19 protein-coding genes and 1 riboswitch are annotated in these 17,926 nt (G+C 37.9%); of the genes, 5 read left to right on the top strand and 14 right to left on the bottom strand.

What is annotated here, in order from left to right; all coding sequences use genetic code 11:
* Positions 1–118: 118 nt before the first annotated feature.
* The 9 genes from D9780_RS01020 to D9780_RS00980 form a co-directional block, all read right to left on the bottom strand.
* Positions 119–973 carry a M15 family metallopeptidase gene (locus D9780_RS01020; protein ID WP_121638948.1) on the bottom strand — a complete coding sequence of 285 codons (855 nt, stop codon included), beginning with the start codon at positions 971–973 and terminating at the stop codon, positions 119–121.
* Between the two features lie 221 nt (positions 974–1,194).
* Positions 1,195–2,286, bottom strand: a complete 1,092-nt coding sequence (locus D9780_RS01015; RefSeq protein ID WP_121638947.1) for a HAMP domain-containing sensor histidine kinase — start codon at positions 2,284–2,286, stop codon at positions 1,195–1,197.
* Complete coding sequence (locus D9780_RS01010; RefSeq protein WP_121638946.1) at positions 2,279–2,974, bottom strand: response regulator transcription factor; 696 nt, start codon at positions 2,972–2,974, stop codon at positions 2,279–2,281. Before D9780_RS01010 ends, D9780_RS01015 begins: the two co-directional genes overlap by 8 nt.
* A 291-nt stretch (positions 2,975–3,265) precedes the next feature.
* On the bottom strand, positions 3,266–3,454 hold the full coding sequence (locus tag D9780_RS01005; RefSeq protein WP_121638945.1) for a reverse transcriptase domain-containing protein: 189 nt from the start codon (positions 3,452–3,454) through the stop codon (positions 3,266–3,268).
* Positions 3,455–3,633: 179 nt separating this feature from the next.
* On the bottom strand, positions 3,634–4,065 hold the full coding sequence (tnpA, locus tag D9780_RS01000) for an IS200/IS605 family transposase (RefSeq protein ID WP_121638944.1): 432 nt from the start codon (positions 4,063–4,065) through the stop codon (positions 3,634–3,636).
* A 130-nt stretch (positions 4,066–4,195) separates the two neighbouring features.
* Complete coding sequence (locus D9780_RS00995) at positions 4,196–5,080, bottom strand: GNAT family N-acetyltransferase (protein WP_121638943.1); 885 nt, start codon at positions 5,078–5,080, stop codon at positions 4,196–4,198.
* 12 nt (positions 5,081–5,092) lie between these two features.
* On the bottom strand, positions 5,093–5,422 hold the full coding sequence (locus D9780_RS00990) for a hypothetical protein (RefSeq protein WP_077706236.1): 330 nt from the start codon (positions 5,420–5,422) through the stop codon (positions 5,093–5,095).
* A 369-nt stretch (positions 5,423–5,791) separates the two neighbouring features.
* Positions 5,792–6,154, bottom strand: coding sequence for a hypothetical protein (locus D9780_RS00985; RefSeq protein WP_121638942.1), 363 nt, complete (start codon positions 6,152–6,154; stop codon positions 5,792–5,794).
* The gene (locus D9780_RS00980; RefSeq protein WP_121638941.1) at positions 6,106–7,119 is read right to left on the bottom strand and encodes a MobA/MobL family protein; all 1,014 of its coding nucleotides are present in this window, start codon (positions 7,117–7,119) and stop codon (positions 6,106–6,108) included. The genes D9780_RS00985 and D9780_RS00980 overlap by 49 nt, the downstream gene beginning before the upstream one ends.
* Between D9780_RS00980 and D9780_RS21565 the strand changes: the two genes are divergently transcribed.
* Positions 7,066–7,260: an S-Ena type endospore appendage gene (locus tag D9780_RS21565; RefSeq protein WP_371413687.1), complete on the top strand. Its 195-nt coding sequence runs from the start codon at positions 7,066–7,068 to the stop codon at positions 7,258–7,260. The genes D9780_RS00980 and D9780_RS21565 overlap by 54 nt on opposite strands.
* Before the next feature lie 280 nt (positions 7,261–7,540).
* Here the strand turns inward: D9780_RS21565 and nikC are convergent, their stop codons facing one another.
* From nikC to D9780_RS00955, 5 genes are all read right to left on the bottom strand, one after another.
* Positions 7,541–8,392: a nickel transporter permease gene (nikC, locus tag D9780_RS00975; protein ID WP_121641396.1), complete on the bottom strand. Its 852-nt coding sequence runs from the start codon at positions 8,390–8,392 to the stop codon at positions 7,541–7,543.
* Positions 8,393–8,487: 95 nt separating this feature from the next.
* On the bottom strand, positions 8,488–9,489 hold the full coding sequence (locus tag D9780_RS00970; RefSeq protein ID WP_077706242.1) for an ABC transporter permease: 1,002 nt from the start codon (positions 9,487–9,489) through the stop codon (positions 8,488–8,490).
* Between the two features lie 525 nt (positions 9,490–10,014).
* Positions 10,015–11,697, bottom strand: coding sequence for an ABC transporter substrate-binding protein (locus D9780_RS00965; protein ID WP_077706243.1), 1,683 nt, complete (start codon positions 11,695–11,697; stop codon positions 10,015–10,017).
* Positions 11,698–11,937: 240 nt separating this feature from the next.
* Positions 11,938–12,906, bottom strand: a complete 969-nt coding sequence (locus D9780_RS00960) for an ABC transporter ATP-binding protein (protein ID WP_077706961.1) — start codon at positions 12,904–12,906, stop codon at positions 11,938–11,940.
* A gap of 41 nt (positions 12,907–12,947) precedes the next feature.
* Positions 12,948–13,928: an ABC transporter ATP-binding protein gene (locus tag D9780_RS00955; RefSeq protein ID WP_077706244.1), complete on the bottom strand. Its 981-nt coding sequence runs from the start codon at positions 13,926–13,928 to the stop codon at positions 12,948–12,950.
* Positions 13,929–14,571: 643 nt separating this feature from the next.
* Positions 14,572–14,678, top strand: a riboswitch (TPP riboswitch).
* A gap of 238 nt (positions 14,679–14,916) precedes the next feature.
* On the opposite strand from D9780_RS00955, the gene thiW reads away from it, so the two are divergent.
* The 4 genes from thiW to thiE all read left to right on the top strand — a co-directional run bounded on the left by thiW (position 14,917) and on the right by thiE (position 17,806).
* On the top strand, positions 14,917–15,411 hold the full coding sequence (thiW, locus tag D9780_RS00950; RefSeq protein WP_073013144.1) for an energy coupling factor transporter S component ThiW: 495 nt from the start codon (positions 14,917–14,919) through the stop codon (positions 15,409–15,411).
* Between the two features lie 139 nt (positions 15,412–15,550).
* Entirely contained in the window at positions 15,551–16,357 is an 807-nt protein-coding gene (gene thiD, locus D9780_RS00945; protein ID WP_077706246.1) for a bifunctional hydroxymethylpyrimidine kinase/phosphomethylpyrimidine kinase, read from the top strand.
* Positions 16,354–17,127, top strand: a complete 774-nt coding sequence (thiM, locus tag D9780_RS00940; protein ID WP_121638940.1) for a hydroxyethylthiazole kinase — start codon at positions 16,354–16,356, stop codon at positions 17,125–17,127. The genes thiD and thiM overlap by 4 nt, the downstream gene beginning before the upstream one ends.
* 97 nt (positions 17,128–17,224) lie before the next feature.
* Positions 17,225–17,806 (top strand): thiamine phosphate synthase, encoded by a 582-nt coding sequence (thiE, locus tag D9780_RS00935; protein WP_121641395.1) that lies wholly within the window; start codon positions 17,225–17,227, stop codon positions 17,804–17,806.
* Positions 17,807–17,926: the final 120 nt, after the last annotated feature.

Raw genomic sequence — 17,926 nt, 5'->3', positions numbered from 1 at the left:
AGATGATGATAACACATCCATACTATGACATAGAGGAAACAAATTTTCTATAAAATTATGCATAATTTTTTGTAAAGTTAATAAAATAAAGCAAGCAGGACTACTCATTCTGCTTGCTTTATTTATACAACGTAATAATAACGCCACCTATGTTATCCCCAGAAATGGTATAGTTATAATCTTTTGGGATCTTTACCGTTCTTGTTTTGTCTACTTTATAGTATCGAATATCATATTCTTTTCCATCTACCACCCCTATAATTTGTTCTTTTTTTCTTAGATAATCTAAATATTCTTCTAACACAAAGTTCTTATCTTGCATAATGACACTGTGCGGTTTCCCAACATAACGAATATGCCACGGTTCATATTGAATGCCAGTAATGTCCGTTTTATCTTGCGGATACCGCAACACAAAACCATAACGCCATGCATTTTCTGCAATCCACTTTCCTTCTTCCGATTCAGCCATTGACCCTTCAGCCGAACCTACATCAAGCGCTAAGCCTAGTTGATGTTCGCTAAAACCTCCTGGTAGGGCATAATCTTCTCCTTTTTCTTTATATAGTTTTGTTTGCTCTTCAAATGACCGAAACCCACTACTAATTAAAAAATCATCTACACCGTCTTTTTTTGCACCCGCAATCATTTCATTAAAATAATTCGTAATTTCTTTAGACAGCTCTATATCTGTCGAAAGTAAACCATAATCACCCATTAAATCTTGATTATCAAATAAGTTTTTAATATCTGTTTTAATACTCTCCTTGATTCCGTGCTCCTTATTCACTAATAATAGTTCTCCTTTATGAACATCTGCTACATCTATCTTTAACGATTTCACATTTTCTACTTGTTTTTCTTCATTTACAGGACTTTTATAAATAACCGGATCATCATTTCGGTTAAACCATAAAATAGCAAGAATAATAGCTATTGCAATAACAAATAACAACTTTATGCTTTTTTTCATTTTCATTTCCTCCCTTACTTTTTAAGCATAGAGAGGAGAATTTAATTTTTTTATAGGTAAAACCTTAAATTTTTCTTAAACTTCATTCCTAGACGATTCTTTCATTCCTCACATCGTTCTTGCATCGCAAAGGTTAAGGTTAAAAATACGAAAAAGAGCAGTTTACCACTCCAATTTGCTCCATTTATCTCCTCATCTTAAAACAATTATAATAGGACTTTTTACTCTCTCGGTAAGCGAACTTCAAATACGGTTCGAATAACGGTACTATCTACACTAATACTTCCACCATGTTGTTCAACAATGTTTTTCGCAATAAACAAGCCTAGTCCTGTACTACCGGCTTTATGAACTCTTGATGGATCTTGCTTGAAAAACATTTCAAAAATATGTGGCAGTACGTCTTCTGGAATACGATCGCCATAATTGGTAACTTGAACCACGATGTTTCTCTCCTCTTTAAAAGCTACAACATCAATATATTTGCCATCCGTACCGTAACGAACCGCATTGGTAAACAGATTTTCAAACACTCTAGCAAGTTTTTCACCATCTGCTGTCATGATTAAATCTGGTTGTATATCCAGCCGTGTCTGCACGTGATGCTTTTCAAACATTGGATAAAATTCTTCGTTCAACTGTTGAATTAGTCCCCCAAGATTAATTTTTGTTTTATTTAATTGTAGCATGCCATAATTCATCTTCGTTATATCGAATAACTCATTAATTAGCCCTTCCAAACGCTGTGATTTCTTCAAGGCAATGGACAAATAATGCCTTTTTTGCACATCTGTTAAATGCTCATTTTTGAGCACCAAATCCAAATACCCAAGTACAGATGTTAACGGCGTGCGTAAATCATGGGCTAAATTAACAATTAACTGATCCTTACTACTTTCTGCAAAATCACCACGTTCAACAGCTTGCTGCAACTTTTTAGTTGCCGCATTAATATCTGTCGCTATTTTATGAAATTCATCCTTCGTGTTAATTTGTACATGATGACTAAAATTTCCGTTCGCAAGTTCATGAATACCATAGGATATTTCTTTAAAATAAAGCGAATACCGTTTCGTAAGCAAAAAGAAAAACATAATTGAAAGCGGGATAAATAACAAAAGAAAAAAATTAAAGTCGCCTACCTCTCTTATTACATTTCGTACATCTGCTAATGGATCGCCTGCAACTACATAGTTACGATAGTAAAAACGAAGTCCTAAAAAGAAAAGAAATGTTATTAGACCCGCAAACAACATACTTATTCCAACCAACCATACCATCTTAAAGCGAAAATTTTTTATCTTTTTATCCATTAAAGCTGTACCCCACTCCCCAGACGGTTTTAATCCATTTATCCTTTCGATCGTCTTCCTGTAGCTTTTTTCTTAACGTTCGTATGTGTACCATGACCGTATTTGCGCCTTCAAAGTACAAATCATCCCATACTTGTTGAAAGATCGTTTCCACATCAAATACTTTTTTTGGATGGCTAGCTAAAAGAAATAAAATATCGAATTCTTTCGGCGTTAAATCAACTTCTTTGTCGTACAAAGTTACCATTCGTTTATCTTTATCTATGCGCAACGCACCGAATTCTAATACGTTGTTTCTTTCTTCTTTTGCCCCGTTTAACACGGTATATCGTCTTAATTGCGCCTTTACGCGGGCTACTAATTCCATCGGTGTAAATGGTTTTGTCATATAATCATCTGCACCAATTACAAGCCCTTGGACTTTATCAAAATCAGACGTTTTTGCGCTAACAAAAATAATTGGCATGCGGTAATGCTCGCGTATCTTTTTTGTCACTTCATATCCATCCATATTTGGCATCATAATATCTAAAACAACTAAGTGAATGACTTTCTCATGTATCGTTTGTAGCGCTTCAACACCATCAGCTGCAGTAACGACATTATATCCTTCTTTTTTCAAATGAATAGATATTAGATCAGCTATTTCCTTTTCATCATCAGCTACGAGTATCGTTGTTTGTGACATCTTCTTCACTCCAATAGTTTATCTCTGTATGATCATACAATACTGGTAATTAGATGTAAATCTTTGAAGAATCGGGAGGCTCATGGTGTTAGCTTGGAGATAACAGTTGATCATACCTTTCATGTTAAACAAGATACCGTATAACAAAGGTGCAAGCACCCGGTTAGCAACGTAGCAAGTGCAACAAATTAACTAAAGTTTTAAGAAGAACGAACCGAATGACCTATCGTAGGGCGATTCGTGAAGTCGCCTAGTTGCTGGGCGCTGGAGCCGGACGGGGCCCTTATTTGGTTACGCCATAGCATCACATTTGTTTTCAGCTATTTCCAGATTAAATTTCTTCAGTCGCTGTTTTAACGCTCTGTAGAATGCCTGAGCATCCTGTTGATATTGGAAGCAGCACACAAAATCATCTGCATATCTAACCATGTAAGCCTGCATAGTTATCTCAATTTTTAATGTTCTCTGGATAAAATTCATCGCGAATTTCTGGATACTCTTTTCTCCCCACTAATATAAAAAGATTACTTCCAAAAACTTAAACGACCACCTGCTAAAGCAGATGGATTTAGACATAAATGTCGACGACTAAAGTCGTTTCCCAGGCTAAAGTCCTGCTCAAAGGCCTTAGCTAAAGCATCCTCAAAGCTAGACTAAACTCATTCTTCTATCCTGAATATTTCGTCCTTACCTTCATTGAATTGATTTGCTATATAATTTCTTATTATTTCTTCCGTTACCGTTCCTACGGTGGCACAAAAATATCCTCTTGCCCACAAGTGCTGCCCCCAATATTTCTTTTTAAGTTCTGGAAACTCATCCTGCAATAATCTCGATGATCTTCCTTTTAGATACTGCAATATTTTACTTGGGGCAATACTTGGAGGACAAGATAATAATAAATGAATGTGGTCTTTCCCAACACTTCCTTGCAATATGGTAATTCCTCTGGCTTCACAACCTTGTCTTATCAAATCACGCACTCTCACCGCTATACGCCCGCCCAAAACCTTATATCTATACTTTGTCACCCATATGACATGATACTTGATATCATACACAGCATGACTATTTTTTCTATATCCATCCATACTTTCGTCTCTTCACTTCGTATGGACAAAAAGATAAGGCTAAAAGCGGATACCGTCTAAAGACGGTGGAGTTAGACCACGCATTTGTAAGTTAAAAAACAAACAATATTCGAAGAACCTATTTTAAATCTTATTTATTGATTTCCGATATATCATAACTATCCAAAACATATTTTTCTTGAAACCCAACGGATTTATATAAACTTATTGCTGCTGTATTCTTACATGAAACGCATATAGTTATTTCATCTATACTAGGATATGAGAAAAGTTTCTTCAAAGCATCTATTATGAGTGTTTTCCCAACCCCTTGACCTCTAAATTCCGGAGATACAGCAATGTACTCAATATTCCCTTCTTTATGCTCTGGAGTTGCTTCTATATACACATAACCTTTAATATCAGATTCATTTCCTTTTATAACCAATAGGTTATTGTTGCTATTCAGCCTATTTAATATAGAATCTGAATTGAAGTATGTCTTTGGAAAGATCTCATCATGCAAATTAACGAATGAACCATAGTATTCTTTTTCTATTTTCTTTGAAGTTGTAATGATTTCTTCGCTAAATATACTTCTTTTAATATTAAGAACTAAATCTGTTCCAGAGTAATGAGCTTTATTTTGCATTGCAATTTTTTTCGCAAACAAGTTATTTTTGTTAATAAAAAACGAACAGGAGTTTATCTCTTGAGGTATTTTAAGAAGAAGTTTGTTCCATAATTCTTGGCCAACTTCCAAATTCTCATCGGTGACAAATGGCCCCCATATATCAGCTTCACCTCCGGCTAAATCAGCATCCATTCCAATCGCACCAACTATATTTTTTTGATCATATGCAACTAAAAAAGAATCTTCTAATTTTAAATCAGAGAAATCATTCATTAAAGTATCATATATTTCTTTATTTTGTTCTCCACAAAATCCAATGTGACTTCTACTTTTTCTATTCATTTTTTCAAGATAAATAGAGACTTCTTTTATATCTTTTAGTGGAACAATTTTAATTTTCATAATAATCCCCCTTTAATAGTGTCCAAATAATCCTTTTTGTTTTGCATTTTTTTCACATTTTTTAAACAAATATAATCCTATCATTAAATAAATAGCAGAATTGAGTATCAAAAAAATCAAATCACTTAATGGAATATCTATAATTGAAACATTAGAGATTCCTATATCTCTTATTAATTGTAAACCAAACATAAAAGGTACATATTTTAGAAAAGGTGCTATGGTAATAGGTATGAAAGTCATGGCCATAATAACAAACTGAAAAAGCTGTAATATATGGTCTACTTGTTTGAATACTAAAGTTATTCCTGCTATTCCTGCTATAACAAAGCCAATACCCATTACACCTATTAAGGTAATTATAGTTATTGGTACAATAGATAATAAATCAAGATTTAACCATTGATTTGAGGTGATCGTTGCAGCAAAAAGCAAAATTGTTATAGTAACTATTTTTATAATAATTGTCGATAGGATTCTAAAAAAATCGTTAGCCAAAACGGAAAGGGAGTTATGTATAACTGTTCTAAAGTACCTTGACTAGCTTCATTAGATATGTCCCATCCTAATCCTTGTGTAACCGTTAATATTATAAACCAAAAAATATAGTTTAGTATAACCATTTGTATATTATAATCAATACTTTCTGGGCTACCTACAAGAGTTATACCAAAGAAAAACCCTATAAATACTAAATAAAAAATTACAACTTCACTTACGCAGCAACTCCTGTGCGGACACCTGCTCTCCTCGTAAAACGGCTAGATCATATGCTCGTTTCGCTCGTACATAATCGGGCACAGCTACTAATTGCTCTTTCTTGTATTTCTTCGGTGGCTCACTTGGAAAATTGGCTAATCGTTCTTTTATGAAAGATTCTCCGTAATAATCCATTGCCGTCATCAACCACTCACGCTGAACTAGAGATTTATCCGATAGATCTAAACTTGGCATCCGTAAATGAATACGCTCGTCATAATAAGCTCCAAATAAACGCAACGCCAGCTGCAATCTTTTAATTTCCTTCAACATACTTTCATAGTTGTCTTTTTCAGCAGGAAATAGACGGTCCATAGATGCTTTCTGCTGAAGCGATACCCTTTGCTGTTGCTAAAGGTTGCCGCTCGCGTTTGCACAGCTTGTATGCGCTCCTGTGCTTCGATAACAGTTGGAATCGGTTGTTTTAAAATCGACTGGACTTGTTCCACCACTTCTTCCTCACGCGCCTGTAACAATGTTTCCTTAATTTCCAACTCATTTAAAGTTCGACCCAGGCGAGCCGTTTCATTGACTAGCTCTCGCTTCTCATAAGACGTCCACTGACTCGTATCTAGGGTTGGATAATACTTCACAGTCAATCGGTCTGCCTCACGATTAAAAAGCTCCTCAGCAAGTTGGAAAGCTTCCTCTTGCGCCTGATATCCTTTATAACTTGACTCATTGAATAATCCGAGATCTACTTGGGCCTGCAGCTTAACATCCCATAAATAAAGCATCCTTCTTTTATCAGCCAATGACTCCGGCTTCACATACATTTTTAACACTTTTGATAGTTGGCCAAGTTCCTTTTTTTCCGCTGGAAATAACGCCTGTAAAATCAGCTGATGATTTTCTAGATTCGTCAGCTTCTCATCAACTTCAAGTAAAGAAACAACTTTATCATTACGTGCTTTCACTTGCCGATTTATTTCCACACGATCTGAAGAACGCCCCTCTTGTTCCAAACCTAACGCTGCATGGGACTTCTCTGTAATTTCAACAGCAACACCCGCAAGTGCCAAATGCTGATTCGCATAGAGTGCCCATGCCTGACGCCACTCCTGTATTTTCTCTCTTTTATTCCAGTCATTCATATCAATTTTCCGAGATTTCTTGGCGCCACTCGCAGTATACAAAGACTCTCCATCTTCATCTAAGATATATTCTTTTTTCAACTTGGCTCCCCAGCTGCCATCTTCTAAAAACGGACACATCGTTAACATCACATGCGCATGAGGATTCTTATCATCATCCCGATGAATTGCGATATCTGCTACCATCCCTTCATTCCACCGCAATCTTCTGTTGCTATAACTGCCAATACACTTACTAGCATCACCTATACGTGTACGGGTCCAGATCCGACCGCTTTCTGTACGGGATCTTTCGAAGCGAGCCTGTATTATTGTGTAGATTGTTAGATAAGGAGAAAAGAACACTCTGTTGAACAAAAGCGCAGGGCGCCCGTTTAACAAAGTAGCGACCGGAACGCATCAACTGAAGTTTTAGGAATTATGCCATTAAAACAGGGGTTACCGACGCACCCAGGCTAGGCCGTTTTTAGTGGATCTTCCTATTTCACACGAACCGATGATGACTTAGCTTAGGGCGACTCCGTAAAGTCGCCTAGTTGCTGCACTTAAGCCGGACGGGCTATTCCGTTACATCGATATCCCAAAGGGAATAAATTTTAAACTTCCTTTACATACTTTTCATTTTAGGGTCTAACGCATCGCGTAACCCATCACCGATAAGGTTAAAGCCTAACACTACCAACATAATGGAAACACCGGGAAAAATTAATGTCCAAGGTGCAAGTTGAATGAAATCCCTCGACCCTGCCAACATCGCTCCCCATTCCGGAGTTGGTGGTTGCGCCCCTAATCCTAAGAATCCTAATGCCGCTGCGTCTAATATAGCTGTTCCAAACCCTAATGTAGCTTGTACAATAATTGGTGCAGCACTATTTGGTAAAATATGATGGAAAATAATGCGCCCACTCTTCATTCCTTGCGCTCTTGCAGCCATAATAAATTCCTCTTCTCGCAAACTAATTACTTTTGATCGAACAATTCTACCGAAAATGGGGATGTTAATAATGGCAATAGCAATTAAGGCATTTTGCAAAGAAGCTCCTAAAATAGCCACGATGGCAATTGCTAATAAAATACTAGGGAAGGCTAATAATATATCAAATACGCGCGAAATAATTGTATCGACCCACCGTCCAAAATAGCCGGCAACCATACCTAATAACGTTCCAAACACAAGCGCTCCTGTAACAGCAAAAAAACCCACCTGTAACGAAACGCGAGCACCATAAGCAATCCGGGTGAATATATCTCTTCCAACATCATCCGTACCAAACCAATGCTCTTTTGACGGAGGTTGCAGACGGTTGCCCAATGCTTGTTCTTCATAAGAATACGATGTCAATAACGGCGCTACTAGCCCAAATAAAATAAAAAATAGTATAATGGATAGACCTACCATCGCAAAACGATTCTTTCTCAATTGCTTCATTGTATCTTTCCACGGGGACGTTTCTTCCATATCATCAGCTTCGAATTGCGGAGAAAGTGTAACAGGGTTGGTTAACGGTAGCTGATCTTGCTTTTTATCACTTTCTGGACCCATTCCATCACCCCCTAATATTTGACTCTCGGGTCAATGAACGTGTATAAAATGTCGACAATTAAATTAATAATGACAAAGAGGAAGGCAATGACTAAAATGCCCGATTGAATGACGGGATAATCACGATAATTGATTGCTTCGTATACATACCTGCCAATTCCTGGCCAACTGAAGATTGTCTCCGTTAAAATAGCTCCCCCCAAAAGGACGCCTGTTTGTAAACCAATAACTGTCAGGACGGGGATTGTAGCATTTTTTAAAGCGTGTTTATAAATAACAAGGAACTGCCCTGATCCTTTAGCACGGACTGTACGAATATAATCAGATTGCATCACTTCCAACATACTAGAGCGGGTCATCCTCGCAATAATTGCCATTGGAATCGTTCCTAATGCAATGCTCGGTAGTACGAGATGCTTTAGGATCGTTAATGCCCTTGAAAAGTCTAAATGAATCAGGGCATCAAGTACGTAAAAATGCGTAATGGCTGCAATTGGATCTCTGCTATCTTCTCGCCCATAGGCAGGGAACCACCCAAGTTCTTGGGCAAACACCCATTGCTCCATCAGCGCTAACCAGAATACAGGGATGGAGACACCGACAAGCGCAAAAAGCATCGCTAATAAGTCAAACCACGAATTTTGCTTCCACGCACTAATAATTCCTGCGTTCACACCGATACATACAGCAAATAACATGGCAAAGAAAGTTAGTTCAAATGTCGCTGCAATATGCGGCCAAATTTCTTCCGTAATTGCAGCTTTCGATCGTAAAGACGTTCCTAAATCACCTTTCAATAAATCGGTAACATAAATTCCATACTGAGTTAGATATGGTTCATTTAAACCCATATTTTCTTCTAAATTCTCTACAGCTTCTTGTGTAGCTGCTTCCCCTAAAATTGTTTGCGCTGGATTACCAGGTATTAAATGAACAATGGAAAACGTAATAACTGTCATTCCAAGTAATACTGGAATGACATGCAGTAAACGGCGCATGATATATGCAGTCACCTTTTCACCTCCATTCCAATCTATGTTGGTACCAATAGAAAAACTGAACTTTTTCTATAAAGGGAATCTTTAAATCATGTAGCCGCTCTTTTTCTCCAGTGCAGATATCGGAATTGATGTACCGCTATCTCTCTCTTCGCTTTTTGTTGTCCTAGATTTTAAAGGGAGAGTGTGTTGCGGTACACCTTATTTTTAATGACATGTTTATAGCAAAAAGACACCATCGTTTTGCTTCATAATTCACCTCAAAGTATCATCATTTCTATAATGAAAAATCATGTATCCATACCTTATCGACTGTTCAAAAAGCAATCTAATTGCTTCTTTTTCACCAAGTGCGAAAACAACCTCTTCTATGATTCCTATACAAACTGTTCTTTAATAACCTTCCGTAGTTTAAAAATTCGGAAAAATGACTGGATTTTATGTTTATCAAGCTTAGATCGTTTCAGTTCCTATCCATGAGCTCATCATTTAGCAAACCAACGTAACCTTTTAGTCATGCTCTTTGATACTTACACTCCTTTATTCCGTTGCTATTTCCACTTCTTCTAGCGGGTCACTTGTAGATGGATGTGGTATAAAGTTTTTCACTTTATTTTTAGCGGCAACTAGCGGTGTTGAGTGAACAATATTTACCCCTGGAACTTCTTCATGAAGAATGGTTTGCACTTGTTTATACAATGCTGCCCGCTTATCTTGATCGATTTCTGCACCAGCTTGATCGATTAATTTATCCACTTCATCATTTTGAAAGAAAGAACGATTTTCTCCGCCGATGCTATCTCCATGTAGCAAACTGTCAAAGAAATAATCTGGATCACCATTTGAGCCTGACCAACCAAGCAAATATAAATCCTGCTCCCCTTTACCTGTTTTTTCTAAATATGGAGCCCATTCTTCACGGACAATATTTGTTGTAATACCAATCTCTTGTAAATTGCTTTGGACTATTTCAGCAACTGTTTCAGGATCTGGCATGTATGGTCGCGATACAGGCATCACCCATAAGTCCATTTCAAATCCATCCCCATAGCCTGCTTCAGCTAATAATTCCTTCGCTTGCTCTACATCATGCGCGTAAGGCTCTAATTCATCATTATACCCCAAATAATTTGGTGGAATTAGATTCGCTGCTGTCGTTGCATAACCTGCATAAAGCGCCTCGACAATCGCATCTGTATCTACCGCATAATTGATCGCTTGGCGAACTAATTTGTCATTTAACGGCTCTTTTTCTACATTCATCCCTAAAAACCCAATGTTATTTTCACCCCGCACATATAAATCAAGCCCTTCTTCTGACTCAATACTAGCTGCATCATCTGGATTAATTCCATCAATAATATCCACTTCTCCAGAACGCAACGCGATTAACCTAGCTGAGTTTTCTGGAATAACTTCAAAAATAATTTGATCTAATTTGGGTAATCCTTCTTTATGGTAATTAGCATTTTTCTCTAGCACGATCTGATCATTCTTACTCCAGCTAACAAATTTGAACGGGCCTGTCCCTACAGGATTTTCATTAATAGTAGAACCATATTTTTCTAAAGCAGTTGGTGAAGTCATTGCAAAATAGGACATAGCCATATTTTGTAAAAAAGGTCCTTGAGGTGCGTTTAAAACAAATTCCACTTCATAATCATTCATTATATTTATTTCTTTAATATTATGTGCGTCATCCCCTTTATACCCGCCAAACATACTGCCATACAATGGATAAGCGTATCCCTCATCCGCAAATGCATACGTATGTTCAGGGTCGGCCCAACGTTCGAAATTCACCTTTACAGCTTCCGCATTAAATGGTGTGCCATCATGGAAAGTAACGCCTTCTTCTAGAAAAAATGTGTACCGTAAACCATCATCAGATACTTCCCAGTCATGCGCTAAGCCTGGAACTACCTCAAACGATTCTTTATCATAATCGAGTAAACTTTCATAAATATTCTCTGTAACACGCAAGGATTCCCCATCAGAAACACTCGCAAAATCTAAACTAACTGAATCACCACCACGGCCAAATACTAATACCTGCTCTTCGTTAGCCGTTGCCTCTTTTTCGCCCTTAGTACCCTCTTCACTTGCACCACCACTTTCCTCCTCTGCTTTGTCCGTTTTTGCTCCACCATCACCACTACACGCTGCTAGAAATAACATACATAGCAGCATGAAAATAAACCAAATCGCGCATTTCCCCTTCATTTTTCTTCCCCCTTAAAATTTTTTAGTTAGAAAGACTTGTTTTGTCGCCAAGTCTTATGGGCGAAAGCTGTAATGTTATACGATAAACCTTTAAAATTTTATGCTTTCCTATTGTGTAAACGAACACGAAGTTCTACATTTTACCCTCACACATTTAATGAGCACTCCATATGCACTAGTAAGTTTTTTCATGCTCGCTAACCATTTTCAATCGTGCACATCCCTTTACACAACATGCTTTCACGTGTATAAATGACAAGCAATAAAATGATTCGCTTCCATCTCTTGGAAAGCAGGTTTAGCTGTTTTACAAATATCCATTGCTTGCGGGCATCGTGTATGAAAGACACAACCTGGTGGGGGGTTTGCAGGGCTAGGTACATCCCCTTTTAAAATAATTCGTTCTCGAATGCCATCTGGATCTGGGGTCGGTACAGCTGATAATAATGCTTGGGTGTATGGGTGCTGTGGATTTTCATACAATGTATCCTTGTCCGCTAATTCCATCATTCGTCCCAAGTACATGACCCCTACACGATCACTAATATACTTTACAACACTTAAGTCATGCGCAATAAACAAATAAGTCAATTGAAATTCTTCACGTAATTTTTGCATTAAATTCAAAATTTGCGCCTGAACAGATACATCCAATGCAGAAACAGCCTCATCGCAAATAATTAATTTAGGATGATTTGCTAACGCTCTAGCAATACCAATTCGTTGCCGTTGTCCACCACTAAATTGATGTGGGTATCTGGAAGCATGGTAGCTATTTAAACCAACTATTTCTAACAGTTCTTTCACACGCTGTTTACGTGCTGTTTTGGCTGTCACCCCATGAACAAGTAGCGGTTCTGCAATGATTTTTTCAACCGTATGTCTTGGATTTAACGAAGCGTAAGGATCTTGAAAAATAATTTGCATATCTTTGCGGAGCTTTCGCAACTCTTTTGCTTCAAGATCCTTTATCCTTTTTCCAGCAAACATCACTTCCCCACTCGAAGGCTCCAATAATCGTAAAATGGCTTTTCCAGTTGTTGATTTTCCGCATCCTGACTCTCCAACAATACCAAGTATCTCTCCTTCTCTTACACTGAATGAGACATCATCGACAGCTTTGATAACACGCTTTTTCCTTCCAAATACCCCGCCTTTAACTGCGAAATGTTTCTGTAATCCTTTCACTTCTAACAATGGTTGGACCACTTTCTCCTCTACCTCCTTCCTGCTTGCTTTAATGGGAACAATCATGCTTCCTTTTCATGTAAAAAGCATCTACTTGTGCGGTTATTTTCTAGTTCATATAATGGAGGGTTTGCTTGAAAACATGGTGCAAATGCCCATTCACAACGAGGTGCAAAACGACAACCTATCTTTTCCTTCTGTGGCTTAGGAACCGTACCTGGAATAGAATATAATTGTTGTTCTGTTTTCTTCACATTTGGTAATGAACGAATTAATCCTTTTGTATAGGGGTGGTTAGGATATTTTAATATTTCTCTCGTCGTCCCTTCTTCGATGATTTGCCCAGCATACATCACTGCGACGCGATCACAAATCTCTGCAACGACACCTAAATCATGTGTGATGAACAGAATAGCTGTCTGCTTTTCTTGATTTAACTGTCGCATTAAATCGAGTATTTGTGCCTGTATCGTTACATCAAGTGCTGTTGTTGGTTCATCCGCTATTAACAAATCTGGTTCGCAAGCCATCGCCATTGCAATCATGACCCGCTGTCGCATTCCACCTGATAATTGATGCGGATAACTAGCGACAATAGCATTTGCCCTAGGAATTCCAACAAGTTCTAATAATGTAATCGCTTTGTTACGCGCTTCTTTTTTGCTTGTTTTTTCGTGTAGTCGAATCGCTTCTATCATTTGATTACCAATGGTAAATAAAGGATCTAAAGATGTCATTGGTTCCTGAAAAATCATAGCAATTTCATTTCCCCGTATCTGTTTCATTCTTTTAGGAGAAGCTGATACGATATTTTCCCCTTTAAAATAAATGTCACCACTTACAATTTTGCCAGGCGGGCTAGGTATTAATTGCATGATGGATAAGGATGTGACGCTTTTTCCACAGCCCGATTCTCCAACAATACCAACGACCTCTCCTTTACATACAGATAAACGAACCCCATTCACAGCGGGAACCTCCCCTTTTTCCGTAAAAAAATGCGTATGGACATCTTTTAGTTCCAGTATGACTTCTTTGGACATTCTGATTTCACCTCGTTTCTTACAAATTTCCACCACTCTAAAGCACCTCAACTTTAGAAATAGATAGTTTCTTGCCATATATTTGCGGTGGATGTTGTCATGCCTTTACATTTTAAACTCGCAAATAGGTATCTTGTTAACAAACTAAAAATTCAGTCTATTGAAACAGTTTTTTCCCCGGTTCATTATCACCTGTAAGGAATATCTTGCATTTACTTATTTTGTAATAGATTTGTTCCCCCTCCTTTCACTTTCTGATTTATCCTTCTATAATCTCATGGAGTAGATCACCACCTCTTCATGAAAGCGTTTCTAATATACCGATGAAAAACTAGGATTTTAGAACCATCTTGTAATGCTTATCATATTCATGTCCACATGAAATTATTAACCTTTCTTTTAAAAGTTTTGAATATGTTTTAACTTCATCTATAAAAGATGGACCGTAATTTTATAGAAAGTGGATTTGCAGGCCATTATTCAAAACAGGCAATTATTTTCCCTTTACAACTATCTCTAAACCACGCAAGTACAATTCAAGGTAATAAAGATGCGGAAAGGTACTAGCTTTTTCCATGACAAACATCTACCATTTTGTTAAGCTTGATGTGTTAGCGTTTAATATTTTAGTAGAATATTTTATAAGAACTACTAGGGGAGCCTATCATGGGCTGAGAAGAAGCAATAGCTTCTGACTCTTATTGACCTGATCTGGTTAAGACCAGCGGAGGGAAGTAGTAGAGATTCTCTTTCTATATTTCTTCTTCTAAGTCAGGTTCTGTCTGGGGTCTGACTTTTTTTGCATGTTAGGAAAAGATAAGGTTTATAGGATGAGTAACATGGCGTTATGCTTGTTCCTTTTGTTCTATTCTATTCGTCGACAACGACTTCTCGTTTAGAATGAAAGAAACCTTACAGCAACTTCTATTAAAAATGCTGTTCTTCACTACTTTCCTCTTAGTAAAATAGACAAAAGCAAGGTGATGCTATGAAAAAAACATACACATTAACATTAATGGCTGTCTTTGTTGCTATTGGCACACTAGCAGCACAATTTCTTTGGTTCCCTGCTGGATTTGCCAAAGCGTACCCCGTGCAACATGCTGTTAATGTGATGGCAGCTATTACGTTAGGACCTGGACCTGCTGTAATAATAGCTTTTATGATTGGTCTGTTACGAAATATGCTAGGACTTGGAACTTTATTAGCATTTCCAGGAGCCATGGTAGGAGCATGGTTTGCAGGTTTACTGTATCGTAGATTTGAGAAGAAACGATGGGCTGTCATTGGAGAAAGTATAGGGACTGGAATTGTAGGATCCTTGCTTGCCGTACCCATTGCTCGCTTATTCATGGACAGTAGTGCCGGAGCTCTATTCTTTGTCCCGTCATTTTTAGCAAGTAGCATTTCTGGAGCTTTTTTAGGGTGGTTTATTGTTTCACGCGTGAATACAGATAAGCTGATTCGTATACAAAGGCAGTAATAAACTGGCTTTAAGTCCAAGACTATATGATAACTATTTATATGTTTGGGAATCATTCTAGATAGTAGTTCGCTCGAAAATGAGCCATCATGGTTCACGAAATATACTGGCAATTATATAAAGAAAGGAAGCGAATAATTTGAAACCAATTCCATGTGCATTAACGATTGCAGGAACTGACCCAAGTGGAGGTGCAGGTATTCAGGCAGATCTGAAAACATTTCAAGAGTTAACTGTTTATGGTATGTCCGTCATCACATCGATTGTTGCACAAAATACAACTGGTGTACAAAATGTCCACCATATCCCTATTGATATGATAGATGAGCAATTGCAATCTGTTTTTTCTGACATGCCTGTACACAGTCTAAAAACAGGCATGATTGCCAATGAATCGATGATGCGCGTCATCCAAAAACAACTTACTAGTACAGACGCATACTACGTCATGGACCCTGTTATGGTTGCTACTAGCGGCGATCCTTTAATTGCCGAAGAAGCAAGAGATTATTTAAAAGAACAGCTTCTACCTTTAGCAACTGTTGTTACGCCAAATATTCCAGAAGCAGAATTTATTACTGGCAACAAAATCCATGATGTTAACGATTTACAAGAAGCAGCCAAAGAAATGGTGGATAAACATGGTGCTCGGGCTGCCCTAGTAAAAGGTGGACATATGCATGGAGATGCCATTGACTATTTATATGATGGACATAAGATGCATACCTTTCACTCCAAACGCTTTGACACAACAAGTACGCATGGCACTGGTTGTACGTACTCGGCAGCCATTACCGCTCATTTAGCTAAAGGCCTGCCGTTATATGAAGCGGTAAAAGAGGCTAAACAATTTGTTACAGCAGCTATTAAGCATTCTTTCCCATTAGGCGCTGGGAACGGCCCTACCAACCATTGGGGAATTCGTGAAGAAAGGGTGAAACAATGAATACATCAATTATAGAGCAAGTTAGGGAGGCCAATCCGTTAATTCACAATTTGACAAATGAAGTCGTGATGAATTTTACTGCTAATGGTTTACTAGCTTTTGGGGCTTCACCGATTATGGCAAAAGCAACAGAAGAAGCAGAAGAAATGGCGTCCATTTCTAATGGTGTGCTTATAAATATTGGTACATCAACATTGACAGAGCTACCAGCAATGAAGCTTGCTGGTAAAGCCGCCAACAAAAAAGACATCCCAGTAGTACTAGACCCTGTTGGCATTGGCGCCACATCATTTCGTAAAGATGTCGTTAAACAATTATTACAAGAAGTACAATTTACTGTTATTAAAGGAAATGCAGGCGAAATGGCTAAGCTAGTTGATATGCCATGGGAAGTAAAGGGGGTAGAATCTGTCGGAGATGGTGATGGCAAAGAGATTGCTAAAAAAGTAGCCAACATGTATCATACGACTGCTGTAGTAACAGGAGAGACGGACTATATTTGTAGTAACAATGAAACAGTAATAGAAAACAGAAGCGGGCATGTCTATTTGGAAAAAATTACAGGTGCTGGTTGTTTGCTAGGCTCTATTATAGCTGCTTGTCTAACTACAGATGCGAAAGTAGAAGAACAAGCATTTGCAGCCGTACAATTTTATGGATTAGCAGCCGAGTATGCTGCTAAACAAGAGCATGTTCAAGGTTCTGGCAGCTTTCTTCCGGCCTTTATTGACGCATTGTCCAATGAAATAGATCAACTTAACACCAAATAATATGTAGAAAAACTTTCCTTTCGCAAAAGCTAAACGTTAAGTAAATAAGGAGGCTAGAGGCTTGCATTTACAAACAGCTTTACGTAAATATTTCATCATGGGAAGCCAAAATTGTGATCGAGACCCGAAGCAAGTTTTAAGAGAAGCGATTCAGGCAGGTATTACAGCTTTTCAATATCGCGAAAAAGGATCTGATGCTTTATCTGGCAACCAAAAAATACAATTAGGAAAAGAATTGCGCGCTATCTGTTGTCAACATAACATTCCGTTTTTTATCAATGATGATGTAGAGTTAACAGAAGTTTTAGAGACTGATGGCATACATGTCGGTCAAGATGATAAAGACGCAAAAGAATTGCGCCAACAGTTTCCAAATAAATGGATTGGACTTTCTGTTTCTAACCTAGAAGAACTGCATGCCAGCCCGCTGGATTACGTTGACTATCTTGGCGTCGGCCCCATTTTCCCGACTTCGACAAAAGAAGATGCAAAGATGGCAGTAGGTACAGGCTTTATAACAGAAATAAAACGGCTGTACCCCAACATGCCAATTGTTGGGATAGGCGGAATTAACACGGAAAATGCGGCAGCTGTTATGGAAGCGGGCGCTGATGGCGTTTCTGTTATATCGGCAATTACTAAAGCTCCCGATATAGAAGAAGCAATCGCAAAACTATAAAGGAAGCCAAACCAAGTAGATAAACTTGGCTTGTCGCCAAGTCTTATGGCGAATGGCATAGTTTTTCTTATACTATAAACCACTAGCATTGCATAAATGTGGTTTGAAAATTCAGTAAAC

It is taken from the genome of Virgibacillus sp. Bac330, assembly GCF_003667845.1.
GTDB classification, from domain to species: domain Bacteria; phylum Bacillota; class Bacilli; order Bacillales; family Amphibacillaceae; genus Virgibacillus; species Virgibacillus chiguensis.
This window is presented reverse-complemented; position numbering and strand designations above follow the sequence as displayed.